Raw genomic sequence first — 24,509 nt, 5'->3', positions numbered from 1 at the left:
CGGCGCGCAGCAGTGCGGCGGACAGCTCCCCTTCGGTGAGTGTCCACGCCGGCATCTGTTCCACGTCCACACAGCAAGCGTAACCGCACACTCGTTCGAACAGCATCACTCACACGGGTAGCATCTCACGGAACAAAACCCTTACACACCAACAAACATCAAGGCCAGGACACCGACAAGAAATCAGCCCGAGGCCTTGTCCGCGGTGAAGAGACCGTGATTTGCCGCCAAGTAATGGAAGTATGGGCGTCGAGAGTCGTCGAAGCCGCTGTACGCGGTCTGCGCGCTTCCGTCCGACTCGGTGTTGACGCCGTTGGTCCGGCCGAGCACACCCGAGGACTTCAGCCACTCGTCGGACGCCGCCGTGGTGTGCCAACTGCGCCCGTCGCCCGTTTCGTCATGCAGGACCTGTGTCATTTCGACGGAACCGGTCAGCTGGAAGTTCTGGTCGTCGACGTAGTTCGCGGCCGAATCGTCGACCGTGATCGGGTAGGAGTACGAGTGCCGGTCGGCCGAGCGGACCCGTCCGTCCATAGTGGACACCGAGGTCTGCTGGCCGCTGTCGGTCTGCGCCACGTGCTGGACCAGTCCGTTGCCGGTCATGTCGTCGCTGTTGAGGAAGGCCCTGGTGCGCTCGACCCGGGTGTACACGCGGCCCGCCGAAGTGTCGACGTAGCCGGTGGTCACGTCGTCGCGGTTCGCCGTCACGGTCGCGTTGACCCCGCCGGTGATCGGCCGCTCGGCCGTGTACTGCGCGGCCACCGGCGCGACCTCGGACTTGACGAGCGCGCCGCTCGTCGTGGCCGCGCCGTGGTCCGTGTACAGCAGCAGGGTCGGGCTGATGCTCCAGCTGCCGCCGATGTTCGGCACGGTGAAGGAGAGGTCGTGCGACGCGCCGTCGACCAGGCGCCCGACGAACGGCGTGACGTCGACCAGTTCCGAGTGCAGGCTGAAGGTGTCGATGGCGACGATCGGGCGCCACAGGGTCGGCACGATGCCGCCGGAGTAGATGTGCGGGAACGTCTGCACGCCGGCGACCGGGGTGCCGTCGAGTGCCGCGTTCGCCTCGCGGAACGGCCCGTGGCCGCAGAGTCCGGCCGCCGGGTACTTCGCGGCGACGTCGTCGGGGACGTCGTCGAACCACTGCTCGTCGCAGGCGCCGCCCTCCAGCGTCACTTCCAGATAGGCGCGGGTGATGTTGCGCGGCAACGCGGACAGTGCGAAGTGGACGGTGCCCTGGCCGGGATTGGCGTCCTGGTGCGGGAAACCGGCGACGGCGTCGGCAACCTGAGGCGCGGGGTGCGCCCGGTCGGCACGGTAGTAGGTCAGTGTCGCAGTCTGCATGTAGTTGCCGGTGTAGATCGATGACTGGAAGTTGACGATGCCGCCCTTGAACGGCTGTGGCTTGCGCAACAAGGCGCTGTACGGCGTGAGATCCTTGTCGAAGTGGTACGTGATTGCCTTGTGGCCCTCACCGCTGGGTTCCTCGGTGGTACCCCAGTACACCTCGGTACCTCCGATGGTGAGGTCGCCGATGCGGTCGTACTGCCGCCCGCTCACGGTGACCGTCTCGTCGAGCACGACCTTCGCCCACGGTCCAGCGCACGCCGAAGGCGGGGCGAGTGTGCCGGAAAACAGCTGGCTCGCGCCGTCGGGCCCGTTGGACGGGAACTTGTCGGCCAGGCTCACCGTGCAGTGCTCGGTCGCGGGCCGCGAGACGGCCGGCGCCGGAGTCACCGGGTTGTCGGTGTCGCCTTCCAGGCCTTGCGCCGCCGACGCCGTGCCTGCCATGCCGCACGCCAGCACCGCGGCGCAGACCACACCCAGTATCCGTCTGACCCTGATCTTCACGCGCTGATGCTAGCGCCGATCGGGCCCGACGAACGGAGGAGAATCAGTGCGGGATTACGCTGCGCGGCCGGGTGTCCACTTTGTCTCGGTACTCCTCGATGGCCAGCGAGATCTCCATCGCCGACTCGGTGTCCTCGATCCGGTCGAGATAGCCCACACCCTGGGCCAGACCGCGCAGGTCCACGGTGAAGTAGAGCCCCATCAGGGGTTGACGAACAGCTGGCTCCCCGACGTGCGGTCCGTGAACCGCACGTCGCCGAACTGCCCCCGCAGCGCGGCGGAGATCTGCCCGTTGACGATGCTCGGCCGCAGCGGGGTCACTGACTGGGCGTACGCGACGGCGTCCAGGTATCCCGCGGCCTCAGGCGATCCCGAGGGGATGGACAGCGCCCCGAGGTACGCGCCTTCACGTTCGAGCGCGGCGAGGTTTTCCAGCACGTGCGCGTGACACACACCGTGGTAGGCGTCGATGCCGAAGCCGAGGCACACCACAAGACCGTCGATGTCCTCGATGCCCGCGACAGCCGCGAGGCTCGCCATGGCCTCTTCGGGCTCGGCCTCGCGCAGCCGTGCGAACAGCGGCGGTACCGCGAGGCGCGGCGGACGTCCGGCAATTGCTCGAGCGCCATCTGGAGTTCGCTAGGTTGCACAGCCCGCCGGAGGACGTACACGCGCTCAACGTGGATGGCTTGCTCGATCCCGGTGTCACGTTCTTCGGTTTTCGCCTCGATGGCACGCTTCTCGGCGTCGCCGCGCTGAAGCAGCTTGACCAGCACTGTACGCAAAGGCGGGGTTCAAGCCGTGCCTACCGTTCGGCACCTACGTACCAAGCCGCAACAGCATGTTCATGACCTTGCAGCTGAACTCGGCGAGCGAGGGCCCGGGCTGATGGGGGTGCGCGCGCAAAAAATCCCTCAGAGCCACCCCTGTGGCTTTCAACGCCATCGGGGTGGCCCTGAGGACACGTCCTACGCGCCCAGAGCCAGCGCGATCGCGCCGAGCAACGACGCGTCCTGGTCGAACTTCGCCGCGACCAGCTCCGGGGGGAACGGCACGGCGAGCGCGAGCCGGTCCCGCAGCGCGGGCAGCAGCACGTCGGCCGAGCGCACCAGCCCGCCGCCCACCGCGATCCGCTGCGGATCGATCGCGATGGCCAGGTTGGCCACGTGCATGGACAACTCGTCCAGTGCCGCGGTCACCAGTTCCTTCGCCGGCGCACTGTCCCTCGCCAACGCGAACAGTTCACCCGCGGTAACCGGGCGGCCGAGCAGTTCACTCGCCCGGCCGCCCAGCCCACGCCCACCGACGGCTTCCTCCAGCGGCGCCGCTCCACTGGCGAAACCGCCAGTGTCCCCAGCGGCGAGAAGGTTGTACCCGATCTCCCCCGCAGCTCCGTTCGCCCCGGCCAACACCTTGCCGTTCACCAGGATCGCCGCGGCGATCCCGGTACCGAGCGAGAGGAACACCGCCGGGTCGGTCCCCGCCAGCGCACCCCATTTCCATTCCGCCAGCGCGGCGGCCTTCGCGTCGGTACCGACCTCGATCGGTGTCGACCCGAATTCCGCCGCGACCAGGTCACGCAGATGCAGCCGCTCCCACCCCGGCACGTTCGGTGCCAGCAGGATGCGGTCGGGAAGGACGATCCCGGGGCTGACCACACCGACGGCGCCGAGCCGGGCCCCGGCTCTCTCCGCCGCCAGGAGAGTCCTGGCGGCGGAGAGGGCCCGGGCGACGGCTTGTTCGGCTCCCGCCGCCGCGTCGGTGTCCAGCCGGCTCGTGGCCAGCAGGTTTCCGGCGCGATCGGCGAGTCCGAGTGCGACCTTGGTGCCCCCGAAGTCGATCCCCAGAACAATTTCGGCGATCGTCACTCCTTGGTTCCGTTCGGGATCGGACGCTCGTAGACCGCCGTGGCGGCCGGGCCGGTCGACCCGGTACCCGGTGCCACCGCGTGGTGGCCGTAACCGCCGGCGGCGGCGCTGACCACGAGCGCGTTGGTGTTCTGGCCGGACACGCTGATGACCGGGGTGGCGCCGTTCAGGTCCGAAGACTTGTAGGTCGCGGTGAGCGTTTCGGACTGGCCCGGCCACAACGTGGTGTCGTTGTCGTCCCAGGTCGCGGACCGGACCTGGTTGTCACCGGAGAGCGGCGTGCCGTTCTCGGTGCCCCGCCGCACGTCGGCGCGGATGAAGAAGCCCACGGCCGGGGTGGTGGAGGTGTTGGTCACGGTCACCGTGGTGGCGGTGTCGTCCCCGTTCGGCCCAGCCTGCGGCTTCGTGGTGGCGACGGCCTTCACCGTGCTCTTCGGCAGGTTCTGCAGCGCGGACATGTCGCTGTACTGCGACAGCGTCGCCTGCGGGTTGCCCTGCGTTTTGGCCCAGTCGACGACGTCTTTCTGCGTGGACATCCAGTAGACGTTCCGGTCGACGACCTTCCCGCCCTGGGACACCTGCAGTTCGACGAAGTACACCGACGCCTTGGCCGGAGCCTGGGTGGCGGCCGGGACCTTCGGCGTGATGACCTTGTTCTTCACCGTCTGGCTGCCGAGCGTGATCCCCGACGCCGTCTGGTCGTCGAGCACCTTGCCCGCGGTGTCATACACCTTGGCCTGCACCGAAAGACCCGACTGCGCACCGGCACCCAGGTTGTCCAGGGTGACGGCGTTGTCGTCGTAGCCGTACAGCGCGTGCAGCGGCTCGTTGGCCTTTTTGGCGCCGTAGAAGGCACCCGCCTGGTCGCCGTCGTTGTTGTACAGCGACCACAGCAGCGTCGGCCAGCCCTTGTTCAGCTGCCAGTACACGATCCCGGTCGCCGGGTTGTCCTTGTCCGTCGAGTGGTTGAGGAACGCCTCGAACTGCGAGCGGGTGTTCTCGTAGTTCGCGATCTGCGCCTGCTGCACGTACGACGGGAGGTCGGTCCAGCTGCCGTACCGCTTGGTGATCGAATCGTCGAGGCTGAACAGCGTGCCGAAGGCGTAGCCGCCGTGGCCGGGCTCGAAGTTGGCGTGGTACTGGTTGTAGGCCGGGTCCTGCCAGAGCTTGGCCTGCTCCTCGGGCGAGAGGAACCGGTTGATCGAGTCCAGCGTCGGGACGGTGTCGCCGGCGCTCTGCTCACTCGCGAAGCCCCACGAACCGCCGACGTTGGTCCGGCTGCCGTCGGTCGAGTCGAAGTGCGTGGTGTCGGCCCAGTAGGACGGCGGGACCCAGTCGTACGGCCCCTCCTTCTCACCGGAGTTGCCGAGCGTCGGCGTGCTCTTGTACTCGGCGGACGCCAGGATCGGGATCTGGAAGTCGCCAGCCTTGAAGCCCGCCAGTGAAACGGACTCCTGCTTGGCCAGCGGCTCGTTGTCGCTCCAGCCGTAGGTGATCACGCTGGGGTGGTTCCGCTCGCGCTGCGCGATGCTGTACGCGGAGTCCTGCATGATCGTGTAGTCGCGGTCGGTGAGGCCGGCCGCGCTGTCGGGCTGCCAGGCGTCACAGCACAGGAACCCGCCGAGGATCAGCAGACCCGCGCGGTCCGCCTGGTCGTAGAAGTCCTGCGGCATGTCGTGGCCTTCGAGCCGGACCCCGTTGAGGCCGAGGTTCTTGATCAGCGAAAGCTGATGCGCGACGTCGGCCGAGTCGTAGTGCAGGAACAGGTCCGGCGCGTAGCCGCCGCCGCGGAAGACGAACGCCTTGCCGTTGACGGAGAACTTGCGCGAGCCCTCCGGAGCCTGCGGCGACTTGCCGACCAGCGCCGAGGTGACCGTGCGGATACCGAACGTCTCCTGCGAAGTCGTCGAGACGGCGCCTTCCTGGGAGACCGCGGTATTCAGTGTGTACAGCGGCTGGGCGCCCATCGAGTAGGGCCACCACACCTTCGGCTTCGAGATCTTCAGCGCCATGAACTTCGACGGCGTGAAGGTCACGGTCTGCTTCGAGTTCTTCGCCACCGTGACGGTCTGGCTGACGATGATCGGCGTCCCGCCCGAAGGTGGGGTGACCATCGCGGAGACCTTGCCGGTCTGCGCGGAGCCCGCGTTGTTGGTGACGTCGACCTTCACCGTCAGCGAGGACGTGCTGAGGTCGGCCGCGTTGTCCTGCGTGATGTGCTCGTTGTCGCCGGTCAGCGCGTCGGAGGTCTGCACGGTGACCGGGTACTGGATGCCGGTGTTCATGTCCGGCGGAATCTGGGCCCAGTCGACCTGATCCAGGGTGTACATCTTGAGCGGGTTGTTCGGGTAGACCTTGAACGCTACGGTGTTTTGGGCGTCCCTGCCCCACTTCACGAACTTCGTGATGTCGAAGGTGTGCCCGGCGAACGCTCCGCTGACGACGTCCTTGCTCGCGACGAGCTTGCCGTTGACCCACACGTCGGCCTCGCCGACGATGCCGGGCACGGTCAGCTTGACGTCCTGGCCCGCCTTCGCGGTCGAGGTGAAGTCAGTGCGGAACCACCACGGCACGGCGAACTGCGGCACGGTCGTCAGGCCGACCTTGTCAGTGAAGCCGAAGCATTTGCGCATGTTGTCGGAGTAGTACACGTTCGGGCACTTGTTGTTCTGCACCAGCGCGTTGATCTCGGTGCCGGGCGCGCCGGCGTCGTCCGGCTTGACGGGCAGCCAGTTCGACGTCGGGTAGGTCGGGGCGGAGATCTTGTCACCGCCGTCGGTGTCCGTCGCACTGCTCAGGACCTGCCAGCCCCGGGTACCGATCGTGGTCTGCTCGTGTGCCTTCCCCGCGAACGCCTGGGCGTCCTGCTGGGCGGACGCGGGCGGCGCGACGGCGAGGACGCCGGGCACCAGGATCAGCGCGGCGCCGAGCGCCAGACGCATGGTCCGCGACCTTCTCATGCTTGAACCCCTTCTTCTGCTTCTTCAGTCGTTTCGGCGATGAGGTACTGCTCCCGGATTTCCTTCGGGCCGAACGGCCAGATCTTCTCGGTCTTGGCGTAGATCAGAAACGCGCCGATGCCGAACGCGGTCCAGCCCAGCGACAGCCAGAGGTAAATCGGCTTGCCGGGCGTGACGTAGAGGTAGACGAATCCGGCCGCGGCGATCAGCGTCGGCAGCGGGAACATCCACTGCTTGTACGGTCGCTTGAGCGTCGGCTGGCGCCGGCGCAGGACCACGATCGCGGCGACCTGAGCGAGCGACTGGATGAGCACGAGCACCGCGACCGCGGAGTTGATCACGTCGTTGATCGAGAACAGCGACCCGACCATGGTGATCACGCCCATGGTGAGCACGCCGGCGGTCGGCAGGTGGAGCTTGGGGTGCAGCTTGCCGAAGGCCGAGAGGAACACCTTGTCGCGGGCGGCCTCGAACGGCACGCGGGAGCCGCCGAGCAGACCCGCGAAGACCGACCCGATCGCGGCGATCACGATCAGGACGGTGATCACCTTGGCCACCGGGACGCCCCAGGACTGCTCCAGCACGATCGAGGCCAGTGAGCTGGCGCCGGTGATCTTGTCCACCGGCAGCGCGCCGAGCACGCCGACCTGGAAGAGGAAGTACAGGCCCATGATGCCGAGGATGGAGAAGATGATCGCCCGCGGCATGGTCCGCCCGGGGTTGCGGACCTCGGCGCCGAGATAGGCGATGGTGTTGTAGCCGAGGTAGTCGTACACGGCGATGGACAGGCCGGCGCCGAGGCCGAGCCAGAACGAGCCGCCGTTGAAGCTGAAGGTGCCGGGGGTGAAGGCGAACGCCTGGTGGGCGCTGAAGTGTGTGAAGGCCGCGACGATGGTCGCGAGCATGGCGAACATCATCACCCCGAACAGCACCGTGGTCAGCTTGCTGATCTGGCCGATCTTGCGGAGCAGGGCCAGCATGATCGCCGCGGTGATGACGATGCCGACGATCTTGCCGAGGCCGGTGTTGGTGCCGTCGGCGTTCGCCATTCCGGGAACGACGTAGCCGAGGTAGTTGACCAGGCCGATGATGCCCGAGGACATGATCAGCGGGATGAACAGCACCGCGCTCCACACGAACAGGAACGGCATCAGCTTGCCCGTCCGGTACTGGAAGGCCTCCCGCAGGTAGATGTAGGTGCCGCCGGCGCCCGGCATCGCGGCGCCGAGCTCGGCCCAGATCAGGCCGTCTGCGAGCACCACGATCGCGCCGATGATCCAGCCGAACATGGCCTGGGCGCCGCCCAGTGCCGCCACCATCAAGGGCATGGTGACGAATGGGCCGATCCCGCACATTTGCGTCATGTTGATGGCAATTGCCTGGAACGGACCGATCTTCCGCTCGAGGCCGGGCTGCAGCGGGACCGCAGCTCCGGCATCGCCCGATCGGGTGGGTGAACTCACGACGCGCCTCCGTCCAATAGTTAGTAAAGTTTCTTAACATAAATCAGGCACGGCTGGAAGAGTTCGGTACGTAAAGTTGCGGCAACGCAGGTGACTCGGAGGTAAACCGCGATGACGGCGGGCAACAGTCCACAGGTCGGCACCCCGGCCAGCATGCGGCAACTGAACCAGCGTGTCGTGCTGGAACGGCTCCGCTCACGCGGAGAGGCGACGCGACCGCAGATCGCGGCCGACACCGGGCTTTCGAAGCCCACGGTCGGCCAGGCACTGCTCGACCTGGAGCAGGACGGCCTGGTCAGAACGGCTGGCCGCACCTTCTCCGGCCAGGGCCGGTCCGCCGTGGTCTACGAAATCGACCCGGCGGCCGGGCACGTCGTGGGCATCGACATCGGCCGTCAGTCCATCCGGGTCGCCGTCGCCGACCTGAGCGGGACGGTGGTCGCCCGGCTCGACGCGGCCAACCGCTGCCGCTCGGCGACCGCACTGGTGCGTACCGTGCGCAAGACCGCCGACAAGGCCATCGAGTCGGCCGGGCTCAACCGCTCCGACATCGTCGCCACCGTCGTCGGCACCCCCGGCGTGCCCGATTCGAAGGCGGCGACCCTGCACCGGGCGCCGAACCTGCCCGGCTGGGAGCGGAAGGGACTGCTCAACGAGCTGGACGCCGCGCTGGGGCCCGGCCTAGTGGTGGAGAACGACGCGAACCTGTCCGCGGTGGGCGAGCAGCACGCCGGAGTGGCGCGGGGGGCGCGGGTGTTCGTCTGCGTCACGGTCGGGACCGGCATCGGGATGGGGATCGTCGTCGACGGCAAGCTCTTCCGCGGCGCCAACGGCGCTGCCGGCGAGGTCGCGTACCTGCCCTACGGCTGGCCGAGCACCGACGGCCACGCGAGCGAGCAACCCTTCCGCGGCCTGATGGAGGCCGCCGCGGCCGCACGCTCGGTCGTCGAAGTCGCCGTCGAGGCCGGGCTGTCCGACGTGTTGAGCGCGCGTGAGGTCTTCACGCTGGCTCGAGAAGGCGAGCCGCGAGCCGTGCGGGCCGTCGAGCAAGAGGCGGAGAAGCTCGCGTTCCTCGTCTGCTCGGTCGCGGCCGTGCTCGACCCGGAACTCGTCGTCCTCAGCGGCGGGATCGGCAGCAACGCCGACCTGCTGGCCGAACCCATGCGCCGCGCGCTGTCCCACACCACTCCCCTGTGCCCGCGGATCGTGGCGGGCGAGCTCGGCGAGGACGCCGTCCTCACCGGCGCCATCGCGACCGCCCTGGACACGGCCCGCGACGTGGTCTTCGAACGCCGCGGGTCCTGAGGCGCGTCCCACTTTTGCGCTTTTGTGCGGTCTCTTAGTTTCTAAGAGACCGCAACTCGCCGTCGAGTTGCGCCACGGAATCGCACTGGGCACCAAGTACACGTCCGCGATGCGGCGGCTGATCCGCCGGGCTCGCGGTCAGGCGGTGGCGCGCTCATCGACAGAACGACGGCGGAGGTTCGCGCGCTGGAGGGCCGGGGGTCGGTAGTCCTGGTCGAGCGTGACGTCGACGCCGGCGAGCAGGTCGTCGAGGTGGCTCATCGTGCGCGGCCCCACGATCGCGCTGGTCACACCGGGATGAGCGATCGCGAACGCCATCGCAAGGTGGGTCAGTGGCATGCCTGCCTCCGCGGCGAGCGGGATGAGCTGTTCGACGACGTCGATCCGCCGCTCGTCGTTGACGTGCTTCATCATGCCCGCGCGGCGGAGGTCGGACTCCTGGCCCTTGCGGACGCGACCGGTGAGGATTCCCTGCCCCAGCGGCCCCCACACCAGCGTGCCCATTCCGTGGCGTTGCGCGGTCGGCAGTACCTCCTTTTCGATCCACGGCTGAGGATCGAGTACGGCGGCTTCGGCGCTTCACTCCGGCGATCCGGCGTTCGACGCCCTACCCGGCTACTTCATGCAGCGACTCGGACCCGCGCTCGGGTCGCTGCTCGACGCCGCGACAGCGACCGGTGAAGTCCGTGCCGACATCAGCGCCAAGGACCTCCTGCACGCGGTTGCCCTGCTGTGCCAACCCATTCCCGGCGAGGGCGTCGCGTACAGCCGACGCATGGTCACACTCCTCATCGACGGCCTAAACCAGAGCGCCGACACGACCTCCCCGTAAATCCGGTGCGTCCAGTACGTCGGCGGGCACGGCCACGCAGGGCACTTTTGTACTTTCAAGCAGGGCGCCGTCCGCGATTCCCACTCACCGGCGGCGAGTCGGAACTCACCCAGAACAGGCGCGGGCACCTTCGCTCACCGCGCGACCAAAGGCGTGTTCTGATAGGCGACGAAAATCCACTCATCCTGCATTTTCTGTGCGATCAGCGAATAGATCGTCCGCTCCGTGGAACCGTCGGCACTCTCTTCATTGAACACGACATGACCATAGGCGATAACCAAGGCGACATCCGGGGTAAGAAACCGCACGCTGTGGACCCGGCCGGCCAGTTTTGTGTCCCTGGCCCAGGTGGAGAAAATGAACTCGTGGCCTTTGCCGATCTCGGGCCACCCTTTTTCGATCATTCCATTGGCGACGATGTAGTCGGCGTCGACGGAAAAACAGTGCGCATAGGTCGCGGCATCACCCCAGCTGTCTAGCAGTCGCTGGTAAAGAGCTCTGATCTTCACTTCGTCCTGCGTAATCGTTTGGGTGGTCTCACCCATGGGATTCTCCCTGAGAGTTGGCGGACGGAGCGGTACTGCCGGGGATCAGCCGAACGCGGCGCGGTGCGCCTGCGCCCATTCCGCGAACGTGCGCGCGGGCCGTCCGGCCAGCTGCTCGACCGTCGGCTCGAGCTGGGAGCCCGCCGGTTCCAGCGCGATGGCCATCGTCTGCATGGTCGCGTCGGCGACGATCGGCGGCATGCCCGCCTTCAGCATCCCGTCCAACGCGGCGGACTCGGGCACCGGGATGAACCGCAGCGGACGATCCAGCACCTCGGACAGGATTTCGACCTGCTCGCCGGGGCTGAGCGCCGCCGGACCGGTCAGGGAGTACGCCGTGTTCTCGTGACCGAGCCCGGTGAGTGCGGCCACCGCTGCCGCGGCGATGTCGGCCGGGTCGATCACCGCGGCCCGGCCCTCACCGTACGGGGCGTACACGGAATCGTGGGACGAGATGCTGCCCGCCCACCTGAGCGCGTTGGACATGAACGCGCCGGGACGCAGGAAAGTCCAGGTCAGCCCGCTGTCCCGCAGTGCCTGCTCCCCCGCCTGGTGCCAGGTGGAGATCGGGTCCTTCGCGTCGCGCGCGATGCTCAACGCCGAGAGCTTGACGATGTGGGGCGAGCCGGCCTCGAGGGCCGCGGCGATCAGGTTGGCGTCGTGCTCGGCGCTGTTCGGGCCGGCGAACAGCAGAAAGACCTGGTCGACGGCTTTGAGCGCCCGAAGAAGCAAGCTCGGCTGGGCGAGATCGCCGGCCACAACCTCGACGGACTCGGGGAAGTCGGCTCGCGACGGGTCGCGTGTCATCGCGCGGAGTGGGATGCCCGAGGGCAGAAGCTGGACGACCAGCTCACGCCCGACGGTGCCGGTCGCTCCAGTAATCAGGATCATGTGCGGACTCCACAAGAAAGGGGTCGGACTTGGTGGGGTGAGGGCGCCACGAACTCCGCCATCCGGCCGGACAGGCGTTCGGAGGGGCGCAGGGGGTACCGGGTCAGTCGTCGGTGGCGAGCAGCTTCGGCAGCTGCTCGATGAGCTTGTCGTGCCAGGTGATCTCTGCCTGCAGGCGCAGCAGGGTGTGTTCGAAGGTCATCGGCTCCAGGCCCGTCAGGTAGGGCGCGGCGGACTCCCATTGGTGACGCCACGCGACGAGCTGCGCTTCGAGGGCCTGCCGCCGGTCTTCGAGCACCGCCAGCAGCGCCTCCTCGGACAGGTCCGTGGAGTACTGCAGAGCCAGATCGACCGAATCAGGGCGCAGCCGCGTGTTGCGCAGCGCCTGGTCGCGCTGCGCTGCCAGCTCTTGGCGGCCTTCGGCGGTGATCCCGTACACCGTGCGCGCGGGCAGGTTGCCCTCCTGCTCGGTCCGGACCACCTCGATGACCCCTTCGGCCGCCATCCGGTGCAACGCGCCGTAGAGCGAACCCGGTTTGACGTCGGCCCACAGCTCGGTCCGGTCGATCTGCGCCTCGCGCCGGATCTCGTGGCCGTGCATCGGACCACCCCGGTGCAGGGCGCCGAGGACGAACAACCGCGTCTGATTCATCCAACTACTCAAACACGACTACTCTCACACGTCAAGTCGTGCGAGACTATCCCCATGACGACAACAGCACCCACATATCAGGACGAGAGTGAAATCCGGGCCCTCTACCAGCGCATGCTCGACGCTTGGCAGGACTCGGCCGCGTACGCCGAGTGCTTCGCCCACGACGCGGACTACATCATCGCCAACGGCAAGCTCGAACGCGGCTGGCAGGAGATCGTCGACGGCCACGACATCATCTTTTCGGCGTGGGCGAGGAACAGCAGCCTCGAAGGGCGGATCGACCGCATCCGCTTCCTCACCGCCGACGTCGCGATCCTGACCGCCTACGGCCGCATCGTCTACAACGACCACCGCTCCAGCGAGCACAACAAGCGCACGATCTACTCGCTGACGGCACAGAAGCTCAACGGCGCGTGGATCTTCGTGGCCTACCAGAACACGCCGCTCGGCGGGCACTGACCGCGCACCGCCGCGGCGTTTCCGGCCCGCGCGCGGCCCGATCCGGGTCGCCGCAGGTTGCGGGGTTGAGCACAGCGTCACCCTGACGCGCCGCCGGATGCGGTTGAGCTCGCGCCTCGTGGACCCCATAGTGTGGCGGCGCTGCCGTGGGAGGTGAACAAGTCCGTGCGCGAGGTCGACTACTACGAGTTGCTCGGGCTTCGCCCCGAGGCTTCGGCCGCCGAAATCAAGGCGGCGTACCGCGGGCTCGCCAAGGTCATGCATCCCGACACCGGCGGCACTGCCGGGACTTTCCGGTTGCTGCAGCAGGCTTACGCCACGCTCAGCGATCCGAGCCTGCGTGCGGGCTACGACCGCGTCGAGCACCCGCCTGCCCGTACCGTGACGACGTCTCCCGCCAGGCAGGCTCCGGTTCGGCAGTCTCCAGCTCGGCAGTCTCCAGCCAGGCAGGCTCGTCAAAGTCGCCGTGCGGCACGGGAATTCGGCGAGGACCCGGAATTCTCGCCCGGCTCGCCACGGATCGACACCGACGCCGTCGGCTGGTGGGATCAACCGGGGATCGCCGAACGCGTCCGCCACGCCGAGCCGGGCGGACCGGGTCACTCCCCCCTGGTCGCCTCGCTCGCCGGCGTCGTGTTGCTGGTGCTGCCACTGCTGTTCCGAGCCGGGTTCTCGGTGCCGCTGCTGGTCGTGTGGCTGCTGGTGGCCGCCGCGACAGCGGCGCTGATCCAACGGCTGTCACGGCGGCATCTCGACGCTGTGCGCGTCGGCCGGTCCTTCACCGCCGAGTTCGGCACGCGGCGCGAGTTCGGCACGCCGGGCACCGAACGGGACCAACTGGCCGAACGGCTCACCGCGGACCTGCTGAGCCGCTATCTGACGCGGCTTCCGGGGGCGATGGTCTTCCACGGGCTCGCCTGGCCGGGTTCGGTGTTCGCCGACATCGACCACGCGGTGCTCTGCGGCAAGCGGCTCGTGCTCGTCGAGTCGAAGCTGTGGCTGCCCGGGGACTACACCACCGACGAGGACGGCGGCTTCCGTCGCAACGGCCGCCAGTTCCGCGGCGGCGGCACCAGGCTGGCGGAAAGCCTGACGGCGTACGAGGACTTCCTGCCGGACGTCGACGTCTGCGCCGCACTGGTCGTCTACCCGAGCCGCGCCGGCGAGGTCACGACCGCCGGTGACGCCGTGATCCCGCCGATGACGCCGCAGCGGTTCATCGAGGAGATCGGCGGCTGGCTGGCCGAAGACCCGTCGACGGTCGACGTCGGAACCGCGCGGAAAGTCCGCGACCAGGTCGTCGGCGGCTGAGCTCGCCTCGTCCGGCGGCTCGCGACCCGACTCAGGGGACCCCTGGTACGAATCATTCGTATCAGGGCCCCCTGATACAGATCAACCCGCCCACTGGCAGCCTCGCGTCAGCAGCACCCGTTCGGCTGGACATGACGGAGGTCACAGACCAAGCTGGACGGCTGCGAGTACTTTCCTAAGCGGCTGCTTAGTTCCAGAACCAGCTCCCCAACGACGAGGAGGTCCCCTGTGACCGAGTCCCATTCGCGTGTCGCCATCGTGACCGGCGCCGGTCAAGGCATCGGCGCCGAGGTGTCCCGCAAGCTCGCCGCCGACGGTTTCGCGGTCGGCCTGCTGGACCTGAACGAAGCCGGCGTCAAGCAGGGCGCCGAAGCCATCGTCGCGAACGGCGGCAAGGCGGTCGGCGTGACGTTGGACGTCAGCGACGCCGAGCAGGTCGAGGCGGCAGTCGCCCGCGTAGCCGAGGAACTCGGCGCGCCGACCGTGCTGGTCAACAACGCGGGCATCACCCGCGACAACCTGATCTTCAAGATGACCGACCTCGACTGGGACTCGGTGATCGGCGTCCACCTCCGCGGCTCGTTCCTGATGTCCCGCGCGGTGCAGGCGCACATGACCAAGCAGGGCTGGGGCCGGATCGTGAACCTGTCGAGCACCTCGGCGCTCGGCAACCGCGGCCAGGTGAACTACTCGGCCGCGAAGGCGGGCCTGCAGGGCTTCACCAAGACCCTCGCGATCGAGCTCGGCAAGTTCGGCGTCACCGCGAACGCCATCGCGCCGGGGTTCATCGCCACCGACATGACGGCCGCGACCGCCGACCGCATGGGCATCTCGTTCGACGACTTCAAGAAGGCCGCCGCGTCGCAGATCCCGGTCAACCGGGTCGGCACCCCCGCCGACATCGCTCACGTCGTGTCGTTCCTGGTCAGCGAAGGTGCCGGGTTCGTCTCGGGCCAGGTCATCTACGTCGCCGGCGGACCGAAGGACTGAGGACAACCCTATGCGCGTCTTCTCCGGAATCGACGAGTTCGCCGGCGCCGTCGGCGGACACCTCGGCTACAGCGAGTGGCACACGATCACCCAGGAACGGGTCCAGCAGTTCGCCGACGCCACCGACGACCACCAGTGGATCCACCTCGACGTCGAGCGCGCCGCGGCGGGACCGTTCGGCGGGACCATCGCACACGGTTACCTGACGCTGTCGCTGATCCCGATGTTCTCCCCCGAGATCTACCGGGTCGAGAACCTCACGATGGGTGTCAACTACGGCCTCAACAAAGTGCGGTTCCCAGAGGCGGTCCGGGTCGGGTCGAAGGTCCGCGCCGGGATGGAACTGCTCGAGGTCACCGACGTCCCCGGTGGCAAGCAGGCCGTCGTCCGGTGCACGATCGAGATCGAGGGCCAGGCGAAGCCCGCCTGCGTCGCCGAGACCGTCGCTCGCCTGATCGCCTGATCGACGGCCCGGAGACAGCCGTCGAGTGCCCGCCCCGTAGTACATACCGACTGGTCGGTACGATAGCCGCGACACCGAGGGAGACGAAATGAGCCGAACGGACCCGCCGGGCCTCGACTTGGCGCGGTTGCGCGCGTACCTGGACGAGCACCGCCCCGGGCTCACAACCGGCGAACTCAGCGCCGAAGTCGTGCAGGGCGGCCGCTCGAACCTCACCTACATCGTGCGGGACGCCGCGGCGCAGTGGGTGGTCCGCCGTCCACCGCTCGGCCACGTCCTGCCGACCGCGCACGACATGAAGCGCGAGTTCCGCGTCATCTCCGGGCTGCACACCACCGCCGTGCCGGTGCCGGAAGCGCTGCTGCTCTGCGAGGACAAGGACATCCTCGGCGCGCCGTTCTACGTGATGGAGTTCGTCACCGGGACGCCGTACCGCACCGCCGAAGAGCTCATCGCCCTCGGCCCGGCGAGGACCAAAGCGATCGCCGACTCGCTGGTGGACACTCTCGTCGACCTGCACTCCGTCGACCCGGAATCGGTCGGGCTCGACGACTTCGGCCGTCCGGACGGCTTCCTCGAGCGGCAGCTGCGCCGCTGGAAGAAGCAGCTCGACGGGTCCAGGAGCCGCGACCTGCCGGGCATCGACGAGCTGCACGACCGGCTCGCCGCGTCGGTGCCCGAGTCCGGGGCGCCGTCGATCATCCACGGCGACTACCGCCTGGACAACGTCCTCGTCGACAGCGACGACCGGATCACCGCGGTGCTCGACTGGGAGATGTCGACACTGGGCGACCCGCTCACCGACCTCGCGCTGATGATCGCCTACGCCGAGCGCAGCGCGGTGAACCTGACGTTCGTGTCGAACGCGACCTCCGCACCGGGCTACCCCAGCACCGACGCCGTCATCGCCCGGTACGCGGAGCGCTCAGGACGGGACGTCTCCCAGCTCAACTGGTATATCGGCTTCGCGTTCTTCAAGCTCGCCGTGATCCTGGAAGGCATCTACTTCCGGTTCAGCAAAGGCCAGACCGTCGGTTCCGGGTTCGAACAGGTCGGCGCGGGTGTCGCCCCACTGGTCGCCCATGGCAACGAGATTCTCAAAGAGGAGCAGTAATGGAATTCGCCTTCGACGCCAAGACCGAGGAGCTGCGCGAAAAGCTGCTCGCGTTCATGGACTCGCACGTCTACCCGGCCGAGCCGGTCTTCGCCGAGCAGCTCGCCGAACGGGAAAACCCTTGGACGACAACACCTGTCGTCGAGGAGCTGAAAACCGAAGCCCGTAAGCAGGGGCTCTGGAACTTCTTCCTCCCCGGTGAGCACGGCCCCGGTCTGACCAACCTGCAGTACGCGCCGCTCGCCGAGATCACCGGTCGCAGCCCGAGCCTCGCGCCGACGGCGTTGAACTGCGCCGCCCCGGACACCGGCAACATGGAAGTGCTGGCCGGGTTCGGCAACGAAGCGCAGCGCAAGCAGTGGTTGCAGCCGCTGCTCGACGGCGAGATCCGCTCCGCGTTCGCGATGACCGAGCCGGACGTCGCGTCCTCGGACGCCCGCAACATTGCCACCAGCATCCGGCGCGACGGCGACGAATACGTCATCAACGGCCGCAAGTGGTACATCTCCGGCGCGATGAACCCGAACTGCAAGATCTTCATCGTGATGGGCAAGACCGATCCCGAAGCGGCGCCGCACCGCCAGCAGAGCATGATCCTGGTCCCGCGTGACACCCCGGGTATGACGGTCAAGCGCGGCATGCACGTGTTCGGCTACTCCGATGGCGACCACGGCGGCCACGCCGAGGTGATCTTCGAAGACGTCCGCGTGCCGGCGGAGAACCTGCTCACCGAGGAAGGCGGCGGTTTCGCGATCGCGCAGGCCCGCCTCGGCCCCGGCCGTATCCACCACTGCATGCGGCTGATCGGCATGGCCGAGCGCGCGCTCGAACTGATGTGCCGCCGCACCCTCTCGCGGGAGGCGTTCGGCAAGCCGATCGCGTCGCAGGGCGTGGTGCAGGACTGGATCGCCGAGTCCCGCGTCAAGATCGAGCTGCAGCGCCTGCTGGTGCTCAAGACGGCGTGGCTGATGGACACCGTCGGCAACCAGAACGCGCACACCGAGATCCAGGCCATCAAGATCTCCACTCCGATCACCGTCGAGTGGATCCTCGACAAGGCCATCCAGGCGCACGGCGCCGGCGGCGTCAGCCAGGACTTCCCGCTGGCCTCGCTGTGGGCGCACGCCCGCACGCTGCGGCTCGCCGACGGTCCCGACGAGGTGCACAAGCGCTCGATGGCGCACCGCGAGCTCAAGAAGTACCGACCCGTCGGAGACGCGAAATGACCAGTGTCACCACGAAGATCGACGCGGCCCAGCTCCGCGATCGGGTCGCGAAACTGTTGTCGGAGCACGATCCCAAGACCACCGACCGGCTGGCGTTCCTGCAAGCCCGGTTCGACGCCGGGCTGTCCTGGGTCCACTTCCCGGTGGGCCTGGGCGGCCTCGACGCGCCGCGGTCCCTGCAGTCCGCTGTGGACGCCCAGTTCGCCGCGGCAGGCGCGCCGGACAACAACCCCCGCCGGATCGGCATCGGGCTCGGCATGGCCGCGCCGACGATCCTGCGCTTCGGCACGTCCGATCAGCACGCGAAGTTCCTGCGTCCACTGTGGACCGGCGAAGAGGTCTGGTGCCAGCTGTTCAGCGAGCCGGGCGCCGGCTCCGACCTCGCCGCGCTCGGCACCCGCGCGGTCCGCGACGGTGACGACTGGGTCGTCACCGGGCAGAAGGTGTGGACCTCGGGCGCGCATGCCGCGCAGTGGGCGATCCTGGTCACCCGCACCGATCCCGACCTGCCGAAGCACCAGGGCATGACGTACTTCCTGTGCGACATGACCGCGCCCGGCGTCGAGGTCCGGCCGCTGCGCCAGATCACCGGCGAGGCCGAGTTCAACGAGGTCTTCCTGACCGAGGTCCGCATCCCCGACGCGCATCGCCTCGGTGAGGTGGGCGAGGGCTGGAAGGTCGCGCAGACCACGCTGAACAACGAACGCGTGGCGATCGGCGGCAACGCGGTCCCGCGTGAGGGCGGCATGATCGGTATCGTCTCCGATGTCTGGCGCGCACGTCCCGAGCTGCGGACGTCGGAGCTGCACGACCGCCTGCTGAAGCTCTGGGTGGAGACCGAAACCCTGCGGCTGGCGGGCGGACGGCTGCGCCAGCAGCTCGCGGTGGGTCAGCCCGGCCCCGAGGGCTCAGCCATGAAGCTCGCGTTCGCCGAGCTCAACCAGGCGCTGTCCGGACTCGAAGTCGAGCTGATGGGCGAAGAAGGCCTGCGTTACGACGACTGGACCATGCGGCGCCCGGAGACTGTCGACTTCACCGCACGCGAAGCGGGTTACCGCTACCTGCGGGCGAAGGGCAACTCCATCGAGGGTGGTACCTCGGAAATCCTGCGCAACATCATCTCCGAACGCGTCCTGGGGCTGCCGTCCGAGCCGCGCGTCGACAAGGACGTCGCCTGGAAGGACCTCCCGCGATGAGCAAGCCCACGACTCCGGCGACGCCGGACCTGCTCTACTCGGAGGTCGAAGAGGACCTTCGGGCCAGCGTGCGCGACCTGCTCGCCGACCAGGCCGGCCCGGCGGCGGTGCTCGCGAGGATCGAGACGGCCGAACCGTACGACCTGAAGCTGTGGCGCACCTTGGCCGCGGATCTCGGCGCGGCTGGGCTTGCCGTGCCCGAGGAGCTCGGCGGTCATGGGGCGTCGGCCCGGGAAACCGCGCTGGTGATGGAGGAACTGGGGCGCAGCGTCGCTCCCGTTCCCTTCCTCGGCAGCGTCGTCCTCGCGACCTCGGCCCTGCTCGGCGCGGACACCACCCAGCAAGCCGTCGCCGAGTTGCTGCTGCGGCTGGCCGCGGGCGAGCTGATCGGCGCCCTGGCGATCCCCCTGTCGGCGCAGCCCGGCGTCGCTTTCCCGGAGAGCGTCAAGGTCGGTTCCGACGGAACGCTCACCGGCCGCGTCGGTACCGTCGCGGATGCGTCGGTGGCGGAACTGCTCGTGGTCCCCGCTGTCGGCCCGGACGGGGCCGCGCTCTACGCCGTCGAGGCGGCGGCCGCGACAATCACCGAGCTGACGTCGTTCGATCTGACCCGCCGTGTCGCCGACGTCGAGCTGGCCGGTGCCCCGGCACGCCTGCTCGCCGACGCGGAGCACGCCCCGGCGGCGCTGCAGCACGCACTGACCACCGCCGCCGGCCTCCTGGCGTCCGAGCAGCTCGGCCTCGCCGAGTGGTGCCTCACCGAAACGGTGCGGTATCTGAAAGAGCGTTATCAGTTCGGCCGTCCGGTCGGTTCGTTCCAGTCACTGAAACACCGCCTGGCAAACCTCTATCTCGAACTCGTCAACGCCCGCGCAGCCGCCCGTTACGCCGCCGACGCGCTCGCCACCGGCAGCGAAGACATCCCGATCGCCGTGGCGGTCGCGAAGTCCCGCTGCTCCTCCATCGCCGTCCACGTCGCCGAGGAGACCATCCAGCTCCACGGCGGCATCGGCATGACCTGGGAGCACCCGGCGCACCTGTACCTCAAGCGCGCCAAGGCCGACGAGATCGCGCTGGGCACCCCGGGCCGCCACCGCGCGACCCTGGCCACCCTGATCGACCTGCCGCGCTGACGTTTCGGTGCCGTCGGGTGCCAGGGACCCCTCAAGGTCACGACATGGCGACCCTCGCAGTGCGTTGAACGCACTGCGAGGGTCGCCATAAGCTGGGCTTGTTGGCGGGCGTCAGGCAGAGGGTCAACTCCTCGTGTGAAGGTCGCTTCTACTGCAGCAAGGACGAGGGCAGCCTGGGCCGTGGGGCAGCTCCGAGGGCCCCGAGGGAACGTGTTGGGGCTGAGGGGGCAGTGGGGGCTGCTGTGGCGTTGCGACCCGCGTGCGAGTGACTCGGGGGACGTTTCGTACAAATCATTTGTATCGGGGGACGTTTCGTATCGAAAGTAAATCTAGCGCCGCTCGGATTTCTAGCGCCGTTCGGATTTCTAGCGTTCCCTCAAGGCCACCTTAAGTACGTTGAGCCCACCTAAGGTGGCATTGAGGCAATCCGGCTGAGGGGAAATGCGCGATGAAGCTCGACAAGGGCCTGGACCGGCTACGGGCGGGCAGCGTCTTGCCCCAGGTGTACGGCGAGCCGTACGAGACCGACGAAGGTGTCACGGTCATCTCCGTCAGCCGGGTCAGCACCATGTTCGGCATCAGGGCCGCGCCGGTCGGACTGTTCTCCATCGTCGAGGGCAAGGTCACCTGGACGGCCGCCGAAGACGAAACCCGGATAGCGCTCGTCGGCGTGACCATCGGGCTGGCGGCCGCGGTCATCTCCACGCTGGCCGTACTCCGGCGTCCGCCGTGGCCCGATCTGTCGGTTCCCGGGCTGGCCATGCTGAAGCGGCGCCGGGAGTCCTGACACGGTCCCCTACGGACGCAGGGAGTCGAGCAGCAGGTCGGCGTAGTGGTCGCCGACCTGGCGTGCGGTGAGCGAGCCGCCGCGGTGGTACCACGAGCCGAGGTGGTGCACCGAACCGAAAAAGAAGTCGACGACCAGGTCCGCGGGCTTGTCGGCACGGAAGTCACCGGAGGCCTGTCCCTCTTCGATCAGCGTGCGGAAGCGTTCGTGGTACTTGCGTCGCTCGGCGCGGACGGCCTTCTGCTTTTCGGCGCTGAGCTGGTGCATCGACTGCGCGAAGATCTTGTTGTCGTCCAGGCTGGCGATGGTGCTGACGACCACGTCGGACGCGGCGGCGGTCAACCGCTCCCGCAGCGGCGCGTCGATGACCGCGACCTTTTCCAGCTGCTCGGTCTGTTCGCGCAGCACCCGGGCGTAGATCTCGTAGAGCAGGTCGTCCTTCGAGCCGAAGTAGTGGTACATCGCGCCCTTGGTGACCCCGGCCGCTTCCACGATCTCCTGCACCGACGTGCGGTCGAAACCCTTCTTGGCGAAGAGTTTCGTCGCGTGGGAAAGGAGCCTGCGCGGAACGGACCCCTGGTCGTCCGCGCCGGGGGCCGCCCCCGGTTTGCGGGCATTGGCTCGGGTCATCGGCTCAGCATACCGACCGGTTGGTCTCAAGCCGTCCGAACGGACTCGAAGAATCGCCGCGGATTGCCGACGAGCATGGTCGTGAGGTCGTCCTCGCTGACTCCGCGCGCCCGCAACGCGGGCAGGACGTCGCTGGTGATGTGCAGGTAGTGCCAGTTCGGTGTCAGCACCGGCAGCTGCTCACGCGGCAGCCAGTCGATGTAGCACGAGGCGTCATGGGACAGCACCACGCTGCCGGCGTAGCCGCGCTCACACAGCGCCGCCACGGTCGCGACGCGTTCTTCGAACGGCAGCAGCAGGTCGAGACCGAACCGGTCCATGCCCAGCAGTGAACCCCGATCGGCCACCTCGGTCAGGTAGCCGAGGTCGGTGGTGTCCCCGCTGTGCCCGATCAGCACGCGCCGAAGGTCGACGCCTTCGGACTCGAGCACGTCCTGCTGGAGAAGACCGTTGCGCGAAACGGCATGCGAATGCGTCATGATCGGCGCACCCGTCGCGGCATGAGCCTTCCCGACGGCGCGCAGCACCCGCTCGACACCCGGTGTAATGCCCTGTTCGTCGGTGGCGCACTTGAGGAACGCGGCCTTGACCCCGGTACCGGCAATGCCCGTGGTGAGATCCTCGACGAACATCCCGATCAACGGGTCCTCGCCGCCAAGCATCGCGCCGGGCCCGCGGAAGTGCAGGTAATGCGGGACTTCGTTGTAGGTGTAGAGCCCGGTCGCCACGACGATGTTGATCCCGACCCCGGCGGCGACCCGCTGGATGCGTGGGATGTAGCGGCCGAGCCCGACGACCGTGGGATCCACGATCGTGTCGATCCCGGCCTCGGCCAGCTCACGCAGTCTCCGGATAGCCTCCGGAACCTGTTCTTCCTCGACGAAACCGTCATGCTCCGGATAGTTCGCGACGAATTCGGGACTGAGGACGAAGATGTGCTCGTGCATGAGCACCCGGCCGAGGTCCGCGGTGTCCAGCGGGCCCGTGACTGTCTCCACCTGCGCCATCGACGTCGTTATCCTCGGTCCCGCAGTTCCCGGCGCAGGATCTTCCCACTGACCGTTTTCGGCAACTCGGTGAGCACTTCGACTTCTCTGGGGTACTTGTACGCGGCCAGCCGCTCGCGGCAATACGCGACGATGTCGGCCGGATCGGCCGAACTACCCGGTCGCACGCTGACATACGCCTTGACCGTTTCGCCCCGGTACGCGTCCGGCACACCGACGACGGCGGCTTCGCGTACCGACGGGTGGGTGTACAGCACGTCCTCGACCTCGCGCGGCCACACCTTGAACCCGGACGCGTTGATCATGTCCTTCTTGCGGTCCACGACGTAGAGCCAGCCATCGGTGTCCATGAACCCGATGTCGCCGGTCAGCAGTCGCCCGCCGGGCAGTGCGGCCGCGGTCTCCGCCGGCCGGTTCCAGTAGCCGGGGACGACCATCGGCCCTTCGACGGCGATCTCCCCCGGCTCGCCGAGCGGGAGTTCCGTGCCGTCCTCGCCGAGGATGCGGACGATCGTGCCCGGCACCGGGAGGCCGATCGAGATGGTCCCGGACGCCGGGTCGATCGGTGCTCGCGCGGGCCCTGGCACGACGACGCAGCCGGCGGTCGTCTCGGTGAGCCCGTAACCGTTGTGGATGTAGTGGCCGAACCGCTCTTCGAACGTGTCGACGACGGCCGGCGGAAGCGCTGCCCCACCGGAGTAGACATGCTGGAACGAAGCGAAGTGCTCGCGCGAGACGTCAGGATGGGACATCAACGCCATGTATGCCGTCGACGGGCCCACGGTGTACACGGGATGATGCTCGAGAAACGCGTCAAGGACCACCCCTGACTCGAATCGGTACGCGAGGACGAGGGTGCCCCCGATGTCGATCGCGGACGCGAGCTCGCACACCATCCCGGTGATGTGGAACAACGGCGCCAGCCCGAACAGCACGCTGCCCTCGCCCAGCCCGCTGAACTTGGTCAGCGTCGCGGCGTTGATCCCGATGTTCCCATGAGTGTTGGTCGCGCCCTTCGGCGTTCCGCTGGTGCCCGAGGTATAGCTGATCAACGCGACGTCTTCGGCGGTGAAAGCCGGCTCAGGCGGCTTGGCGCCGGCGGCTCGCGCGACGTCGAGGAGGTCTTGCGCGCCGGGAGTTTCCTCGCGCTGAACCTTGCCGAGCGCTCGCGTGTCGTCGCGAGTCTGGAGGTCGAGTTCGCTGGTGGTCAGCGAGATGCGGACGTCGCTCGCGGCGACGACGTCGGAAACGTAGGCGTTCCAAGCCGTCTGCGAGCACACGACGGCCGCCACCCCGGCGTCGGAGAGCACGTGCGTGAGCTCGGCACCGCGGTACATCGGGTTGACCGGGACGACGATGCCGCCCGCTTTCCAGGCGCCGAGCAGCGCGAGGACGAACTGCGGGATGTTCTGGAGCAGGATCACCAGCCGGTCCCCGCTCCGGAACCCGCTGGAAAGCAGGTGGTTCGCGATGCCGTCCGAGAGCTCGTCGACCTGGCGGTAGCTCAGTTCGGAGTCGAAGTACGCGATCGCGGTGACTTCGGGAACACGATCCGCGGTGCGACGGAAGGTCTCCAGCGGCCTCACCGTCCCGACGGCCTGGCTGTCGATCCCGTATTCGCCGTAACGGGCTAGCCATGGCTTCTCGTCGTACCAGCTCACCCGGGCACCTTCCCACGTTGGACACCGACCAGTCGGTATGAGGACGCTAGAAGGCGGCGGAGAGGCGGTCAACCCCTCGACGCCCTACCGCCGAGCGTCCAACTGTTCGACCCCCCGCTCCCGCGCGTATGCGATCAACTGACAGGGCGCTCGTTCGATATG

The 24,509-nt window shown here is 67.9% G+C and carries 24 protein-coding genes; 11 read left to right on the top strand and 13 right to left on the bottom strand.

Annotated features, from left to right (window positions below; translation table 11 throughout):
- Positions 1 to 183: 183 nt before the first annotated feature.
- The 6 genes from JWQ81_RS22235 to JWQ81_RS22210 form a co-directional block, all read right to left on the bottom strand.
- Positions 184 to 1,791 (bottom strand): peptide-N4-asparagine amidase, encoded by a 1,608-nt coding sequence (locus tag JWQ81_RS22235; protein ID WP_366942324.1) that lies wholly within the window; start codon positions 1,789 to 1,791, stop codon positions 184 to 186.
- 103 nt (positions 1,792 to 1,894) lie between these two features.
- Positions 1,895 to 2,053, bottom strand: coding sequence for a hypothetical protein (locus JWQ81_RS22230; RefSeq protein ID WP_297544410.1), 159 nt, complete (start codon positions 2,051 to 2,053; stop codon positions 1,895 to 1,897).
- Positions 2,053 to 2,391: a hypothetical protein gene (locus JWQ81_RS22225; RefSeq protein WP_297544409.1), complete on the bottom strand. Its 339-nt coding sequence runs from the start codon at positions 2,389 to 2,391 to the stop codon at positions 2,053 to 2,055. The genes JWQ81_RS22230 and JWQ81_RS22225 overlap by 1 nt, the downstream gene beginning before the upstream one ends.
- A gap of 428 nt (positions 2,392 to 2,819) precedes the next feature.
- Positions 2,820 to 3,719 carry an ROK family protein gene (locus JWQ81_RS22220; protein ID WP_297544408.1) on the bottom strand — a complete coding sequence of 300 codons (900 nt, stop codon included), beginning with the start codon at positions 3,717 to 3,719 and terminating at the stop codon, positions 2,820 to 2,822.
- A complete protein-coding gene (locus JWQ81_RS22215; RefSeq protein WP_297544407.1) occupies positions 3,716 to 6,661 on the bottom strand; it encodes a glycoside hydrolase family 2 TIM barrel-domain containing protein in 2,946 nt (981 codons plus the stop codon). The genes JWQ81_RS22220 and JWQ81_RS22215 overlap by 4 nt, the downstream gene beginning before the upstream one ends.
- Positions 6,662 to 6,675: 14 nt before the next feature.
- Entirely contained in the window at positions 6,676 to 8,142 is a 1,467-nt protein-coding gene (locus JWQ81_RS22210; protein WP_297544406.1) for an APC family permease, read from the bottom strand.
- A gap of 111 nt (positions 8,143 to 8,253) precedes the next feature.
- On the opposite strand from JWQ81_RS22210, the gene JWQ81_RS22205 reads away from it, so the two are divergent.
- Positions 8,254 to 9,447, top strand: a complete 1,194-nt coding sequence (locus tag JWQ81_RS22205) for an ROK family transcriptional regulator (RefSeq protein WP_297544405.1) — start codon at positions 8,254 to 8,256, stop codon at positions 9,445 to 9,447.
- Between the two features lie 138 nt (positions 9,448 to 9,585).
- Here the strand turns inward: JWQ81_RS22205 and JWQ81_RS22200 are convergent, their stop codons facing one another.
- The gene (locus tag JWQ81_RS22200; protein ID WP_297544404.1) at positions 9,586 to 9,951 is read right to left on the bottom strand and encodes an aldo/keto reductase; all 366 of its coding nucleotides are present in this window, start codon (positions 9,949 to 9,951) and stop codon (positions 9,586 to 9,588) included.
- A gap of 118 nt (positions 9,952 to 10,069) precedes the next feature.
- Here JWQ81_RS22200 and JWQ81_RS22195 point away from each other — a divergent pair, with 118 nt between their 5' ends.
- Positions 10,070 to 10,279, top strand: coding sequence for a hypothetical protein (locus JWQ81_RS22195; RefSeq protein WP_297544403.1), 210 nt, complete (start codon positions 10,070 to 10,072; stop codon positions 10,277 to 10,279).
- Positions 10,280 to 10,413: 134 nt separating this feature from the next.
- On the opposite strand, the gene JWQ81_RS22190 is transcribed toward JWQ81_RS22195, so the two are convergent.
- The 3 genes from JWQ81_RS22190 to JWQ81_RS22180 all read right to left on the bottom strand — a co-directional run bounded on the left by JWQ81_RS22190 (position 10,414) and on the right by JWQ81_RS22180 (position 12,367).
- Complete coding sequence (locus JWQ81_RS22190) at positions 10,414 to 10,824, bottom strand: SgcJ/EcaC family oxidoreductase (RefSeq protein ID WP_297544402.1); 411 nt, start codon at positions 10,822 to 10,824, stop codon at positions 10,414 to 10,416.
- A 45-nt stretch (positions 10,825 to 10,869) separates the two neighbouring features.
- Positions 10,870 to 11,715 carry an NAD(P)H-binding protein gene (locus JWQ81_RS22185; protein WP_297544401.1) on the bottom strand — a complete coding sequence of 282 codons (846 nt, stop codon included), beginning with the start codon at positions 11,713 to 11,715 and terminating at the stop codon, positions 10,870 to 10,872.
- Between the two features lie 103 nt (positions 11,716 to 11,818).
- A complete protein-coding gene (locus JWQ81_RS22180) occupies positions 11,819 to 12,367 on the bottom strand; it encodes a PadR family transcriptional regulator (protein WP_297544400.1) in 549 nt (182 codons plus the stop codon).
- A 54-nt stretch (positions 12,368 to 12,421) separates the two neighbouring features.
- Here JWQ81_RS22180 and JWQ81_RS22175 point away from each other — a divergent pair, with 54 nt between their 5' ends.
- The 9 genes from JWQ81_RS22175 to JWQ81_RS22135 all read left to right on the top strand — a co-directional run bounded on the left by JWQ81_RS22175 (position 12,422) and on the right by JWQ81_RS22135 (position 21,049).
- Positions 12,422 to 12,829 carry an SgcJ/EcaC family oxidoreductase gene (locus tag JWQ81_RS22175; RefSeq protein ID WP_297544399.1) on the top strand — a complete coding sequence of 136 codons (408 nt, stop codon included), beginning with the start codon at positions 12,422 to 12,424 and terminating at the stop codon, positions 12,827 to 12,829.
- Positions 12,830 to 12,994: 165 nt separating this feature from the next.
- Positions 12,995 to 14,140, top strand: a complete 1,146-nt coding sequence (locus JWQ81_RS22170) for a DnaJ domain-containing protein (protein ID WP_297544414.1) — start codon at positions 12,995 to 12,997, stop codon at positions 14,138 to 14,140.
- Positions 14,141 to 14,368: 228 nt separating this feature from the next.
- A complete protein-coding gene (fabG, locus tag JWQ81_RS22165; RefSeq protein WP_297544398.1) occupies positions 14,369 to 15,130 on the top strand; it encodes a 3-oxoacyl-ACP reductase FabG in 762 nt (253 codons plus the stop codon).
- Between the two features lie 10 nt (positions 15,131 to 15,140).
- Positions 15,141 to 15,593 carry a MaoC family dehydratase gene (locus tag JWQ81_RS22160; protein ID WP_297544397.1) on the top strand — a complete coding sequence of 151 codons (453 nt, stop codon included), beginning with the start codon at positions 15,141 to 15,143 and terminating at the stop codon, positions 15,591 to 15,593.
- 88 nt (positions 15,594 to 15,681) lie between these two features.
- Positions 15,682 to 16,707: a phosphotransferase family protein gene (locus JWQ81_RS22155; protein WP_297544396.1), complete on the top strand. Its 1,026-nt coding sequence runs from the start codon at positions 15,682 to 15,684 to the stop codon at positions 16,705 to 16,707.
- Positions 16,707 to 17,933 carry an acyl-CoA dehydrogenase family protein gene (locus tag JWQ81_RS22150; protein ID WP_297544395.1) on the top strand — a complete coding sequence of 409 codons (1,227 nt, stop codon included), beginning with the start codon at positions 16,707 to 16,709 and terminating at the stop codon, positions 17,931 to 17,933. The genes JWQ81_RS22155 and JWQ81_RS22150 overlap by 1 nt, the downstream gene beginning before the upstream one ends.
- Positions 17,930 to 19,129 carry an acyl-CoA dehydrogenase family protein gene (locus tag JWQ81_RS22145; RefSeq protein ID WP_297544394.1) on the top strand — a complete coding sequence of 400 codons (1,200 nt, stop codon included), beginning with the start codon at positions 17,930 to 17,932 and terminating at the stop codon, positions 19,127 to 19,129. Before JWQ81_RS22150 ends, JWQ81_RS22145 begins: the two co-directional genes overlap by 4 nt.
- On the top strand, positions 19,126 to 20,262 hold the full coding sequence (locus JWQ81_RS22140; RefSeq protein WP_297544393.1) for an acyl-CoA dehydrogenase family protein: 1,137 nt from the start codon (positions 19,126 to 19,128) through the stop codon (positions 20,260 to 20,262). Before JWQ81_RS22145 ends, JWQ81_RS22140 begins: the two co-directional genes overlap by 4 nt.
- Before the next feature lie 448 nt (positions 20,263 to 20,710).
- Positions 20,711 to 21,049 carry a hypothetical protein gene (locus JWQ81_RS22135; protein ID WP_297544392.1) on the top strand — a complete coding sequence of 113 codons (339 nt, stop codon included), beginning with the start codon at positions 20,711 to 20,713 and terminating at the stop codon, positions 21,047 to 21,049.
- Between the two features lie 9 nt (positions 21,050 to 21,058).
- On the opposite strand, the gene JWQ81_RS22130 is transcribed toward JWQ81_RS22135, so the two are convergent.
- From JWQ81_RS22130 to JWQ81_RS22120, 3 genes are read right to left on the bottom strand one after another with little or no spacing between them, the layout of a single operon-like run.
- A complete protein-coding gene (locus tag JWQ81_RS22130) occupies positions 21,059 to 21,679 on the bottom strand; it encodes a TetR/AcrR family transcriptional regulator (protein ID WP_297544391.1) in 621 nt (206 codons plus the stop codon).
- A gap of 26 nt (positions 21,680 to 21,705) precedes the next feature.
- Positions 21,706 to 22,686, bottom strand: a complete 981-nt coding sequence (locus JWQ81_RS22125; RefSeq protein WP_297544390.1) for a phosphotriesterase-related protein — start codon at positions 22,684 to 22,686, stop codon at positions 21,706 to 21,708.
- 8 nt (positions 22,687 to 22,694) lie between these two features.
- Positions 22,695 to 24,347: an AMP-binding protein gene (locus tag JWQ81_RS22120; protein ID WP_297544389.1), complete on the bottom strand. Its 1,653-nt coding sequence runs from the start codon at positions 24,345 to 24,347 to the stop codon at positions 22,695 to 22,697.
- Positions 24,348 to 24,509 lie beyond the last annotated feature (162 nt).

The sequence above is a fragment of the Amycolatopsis sp. genome (genome assembly GCF_025464955.1).
In the GTDB taxonomy this organism is placed as follows: domain Bacteria; phylum Actinomycetota; class Actinomycetes; order Mycobacteriales; family Pseudonocardiaceae; genus Amycolatopsis.
This window is presented reverse-complemented; position numbering and strand designations above follow the sequence as displayed.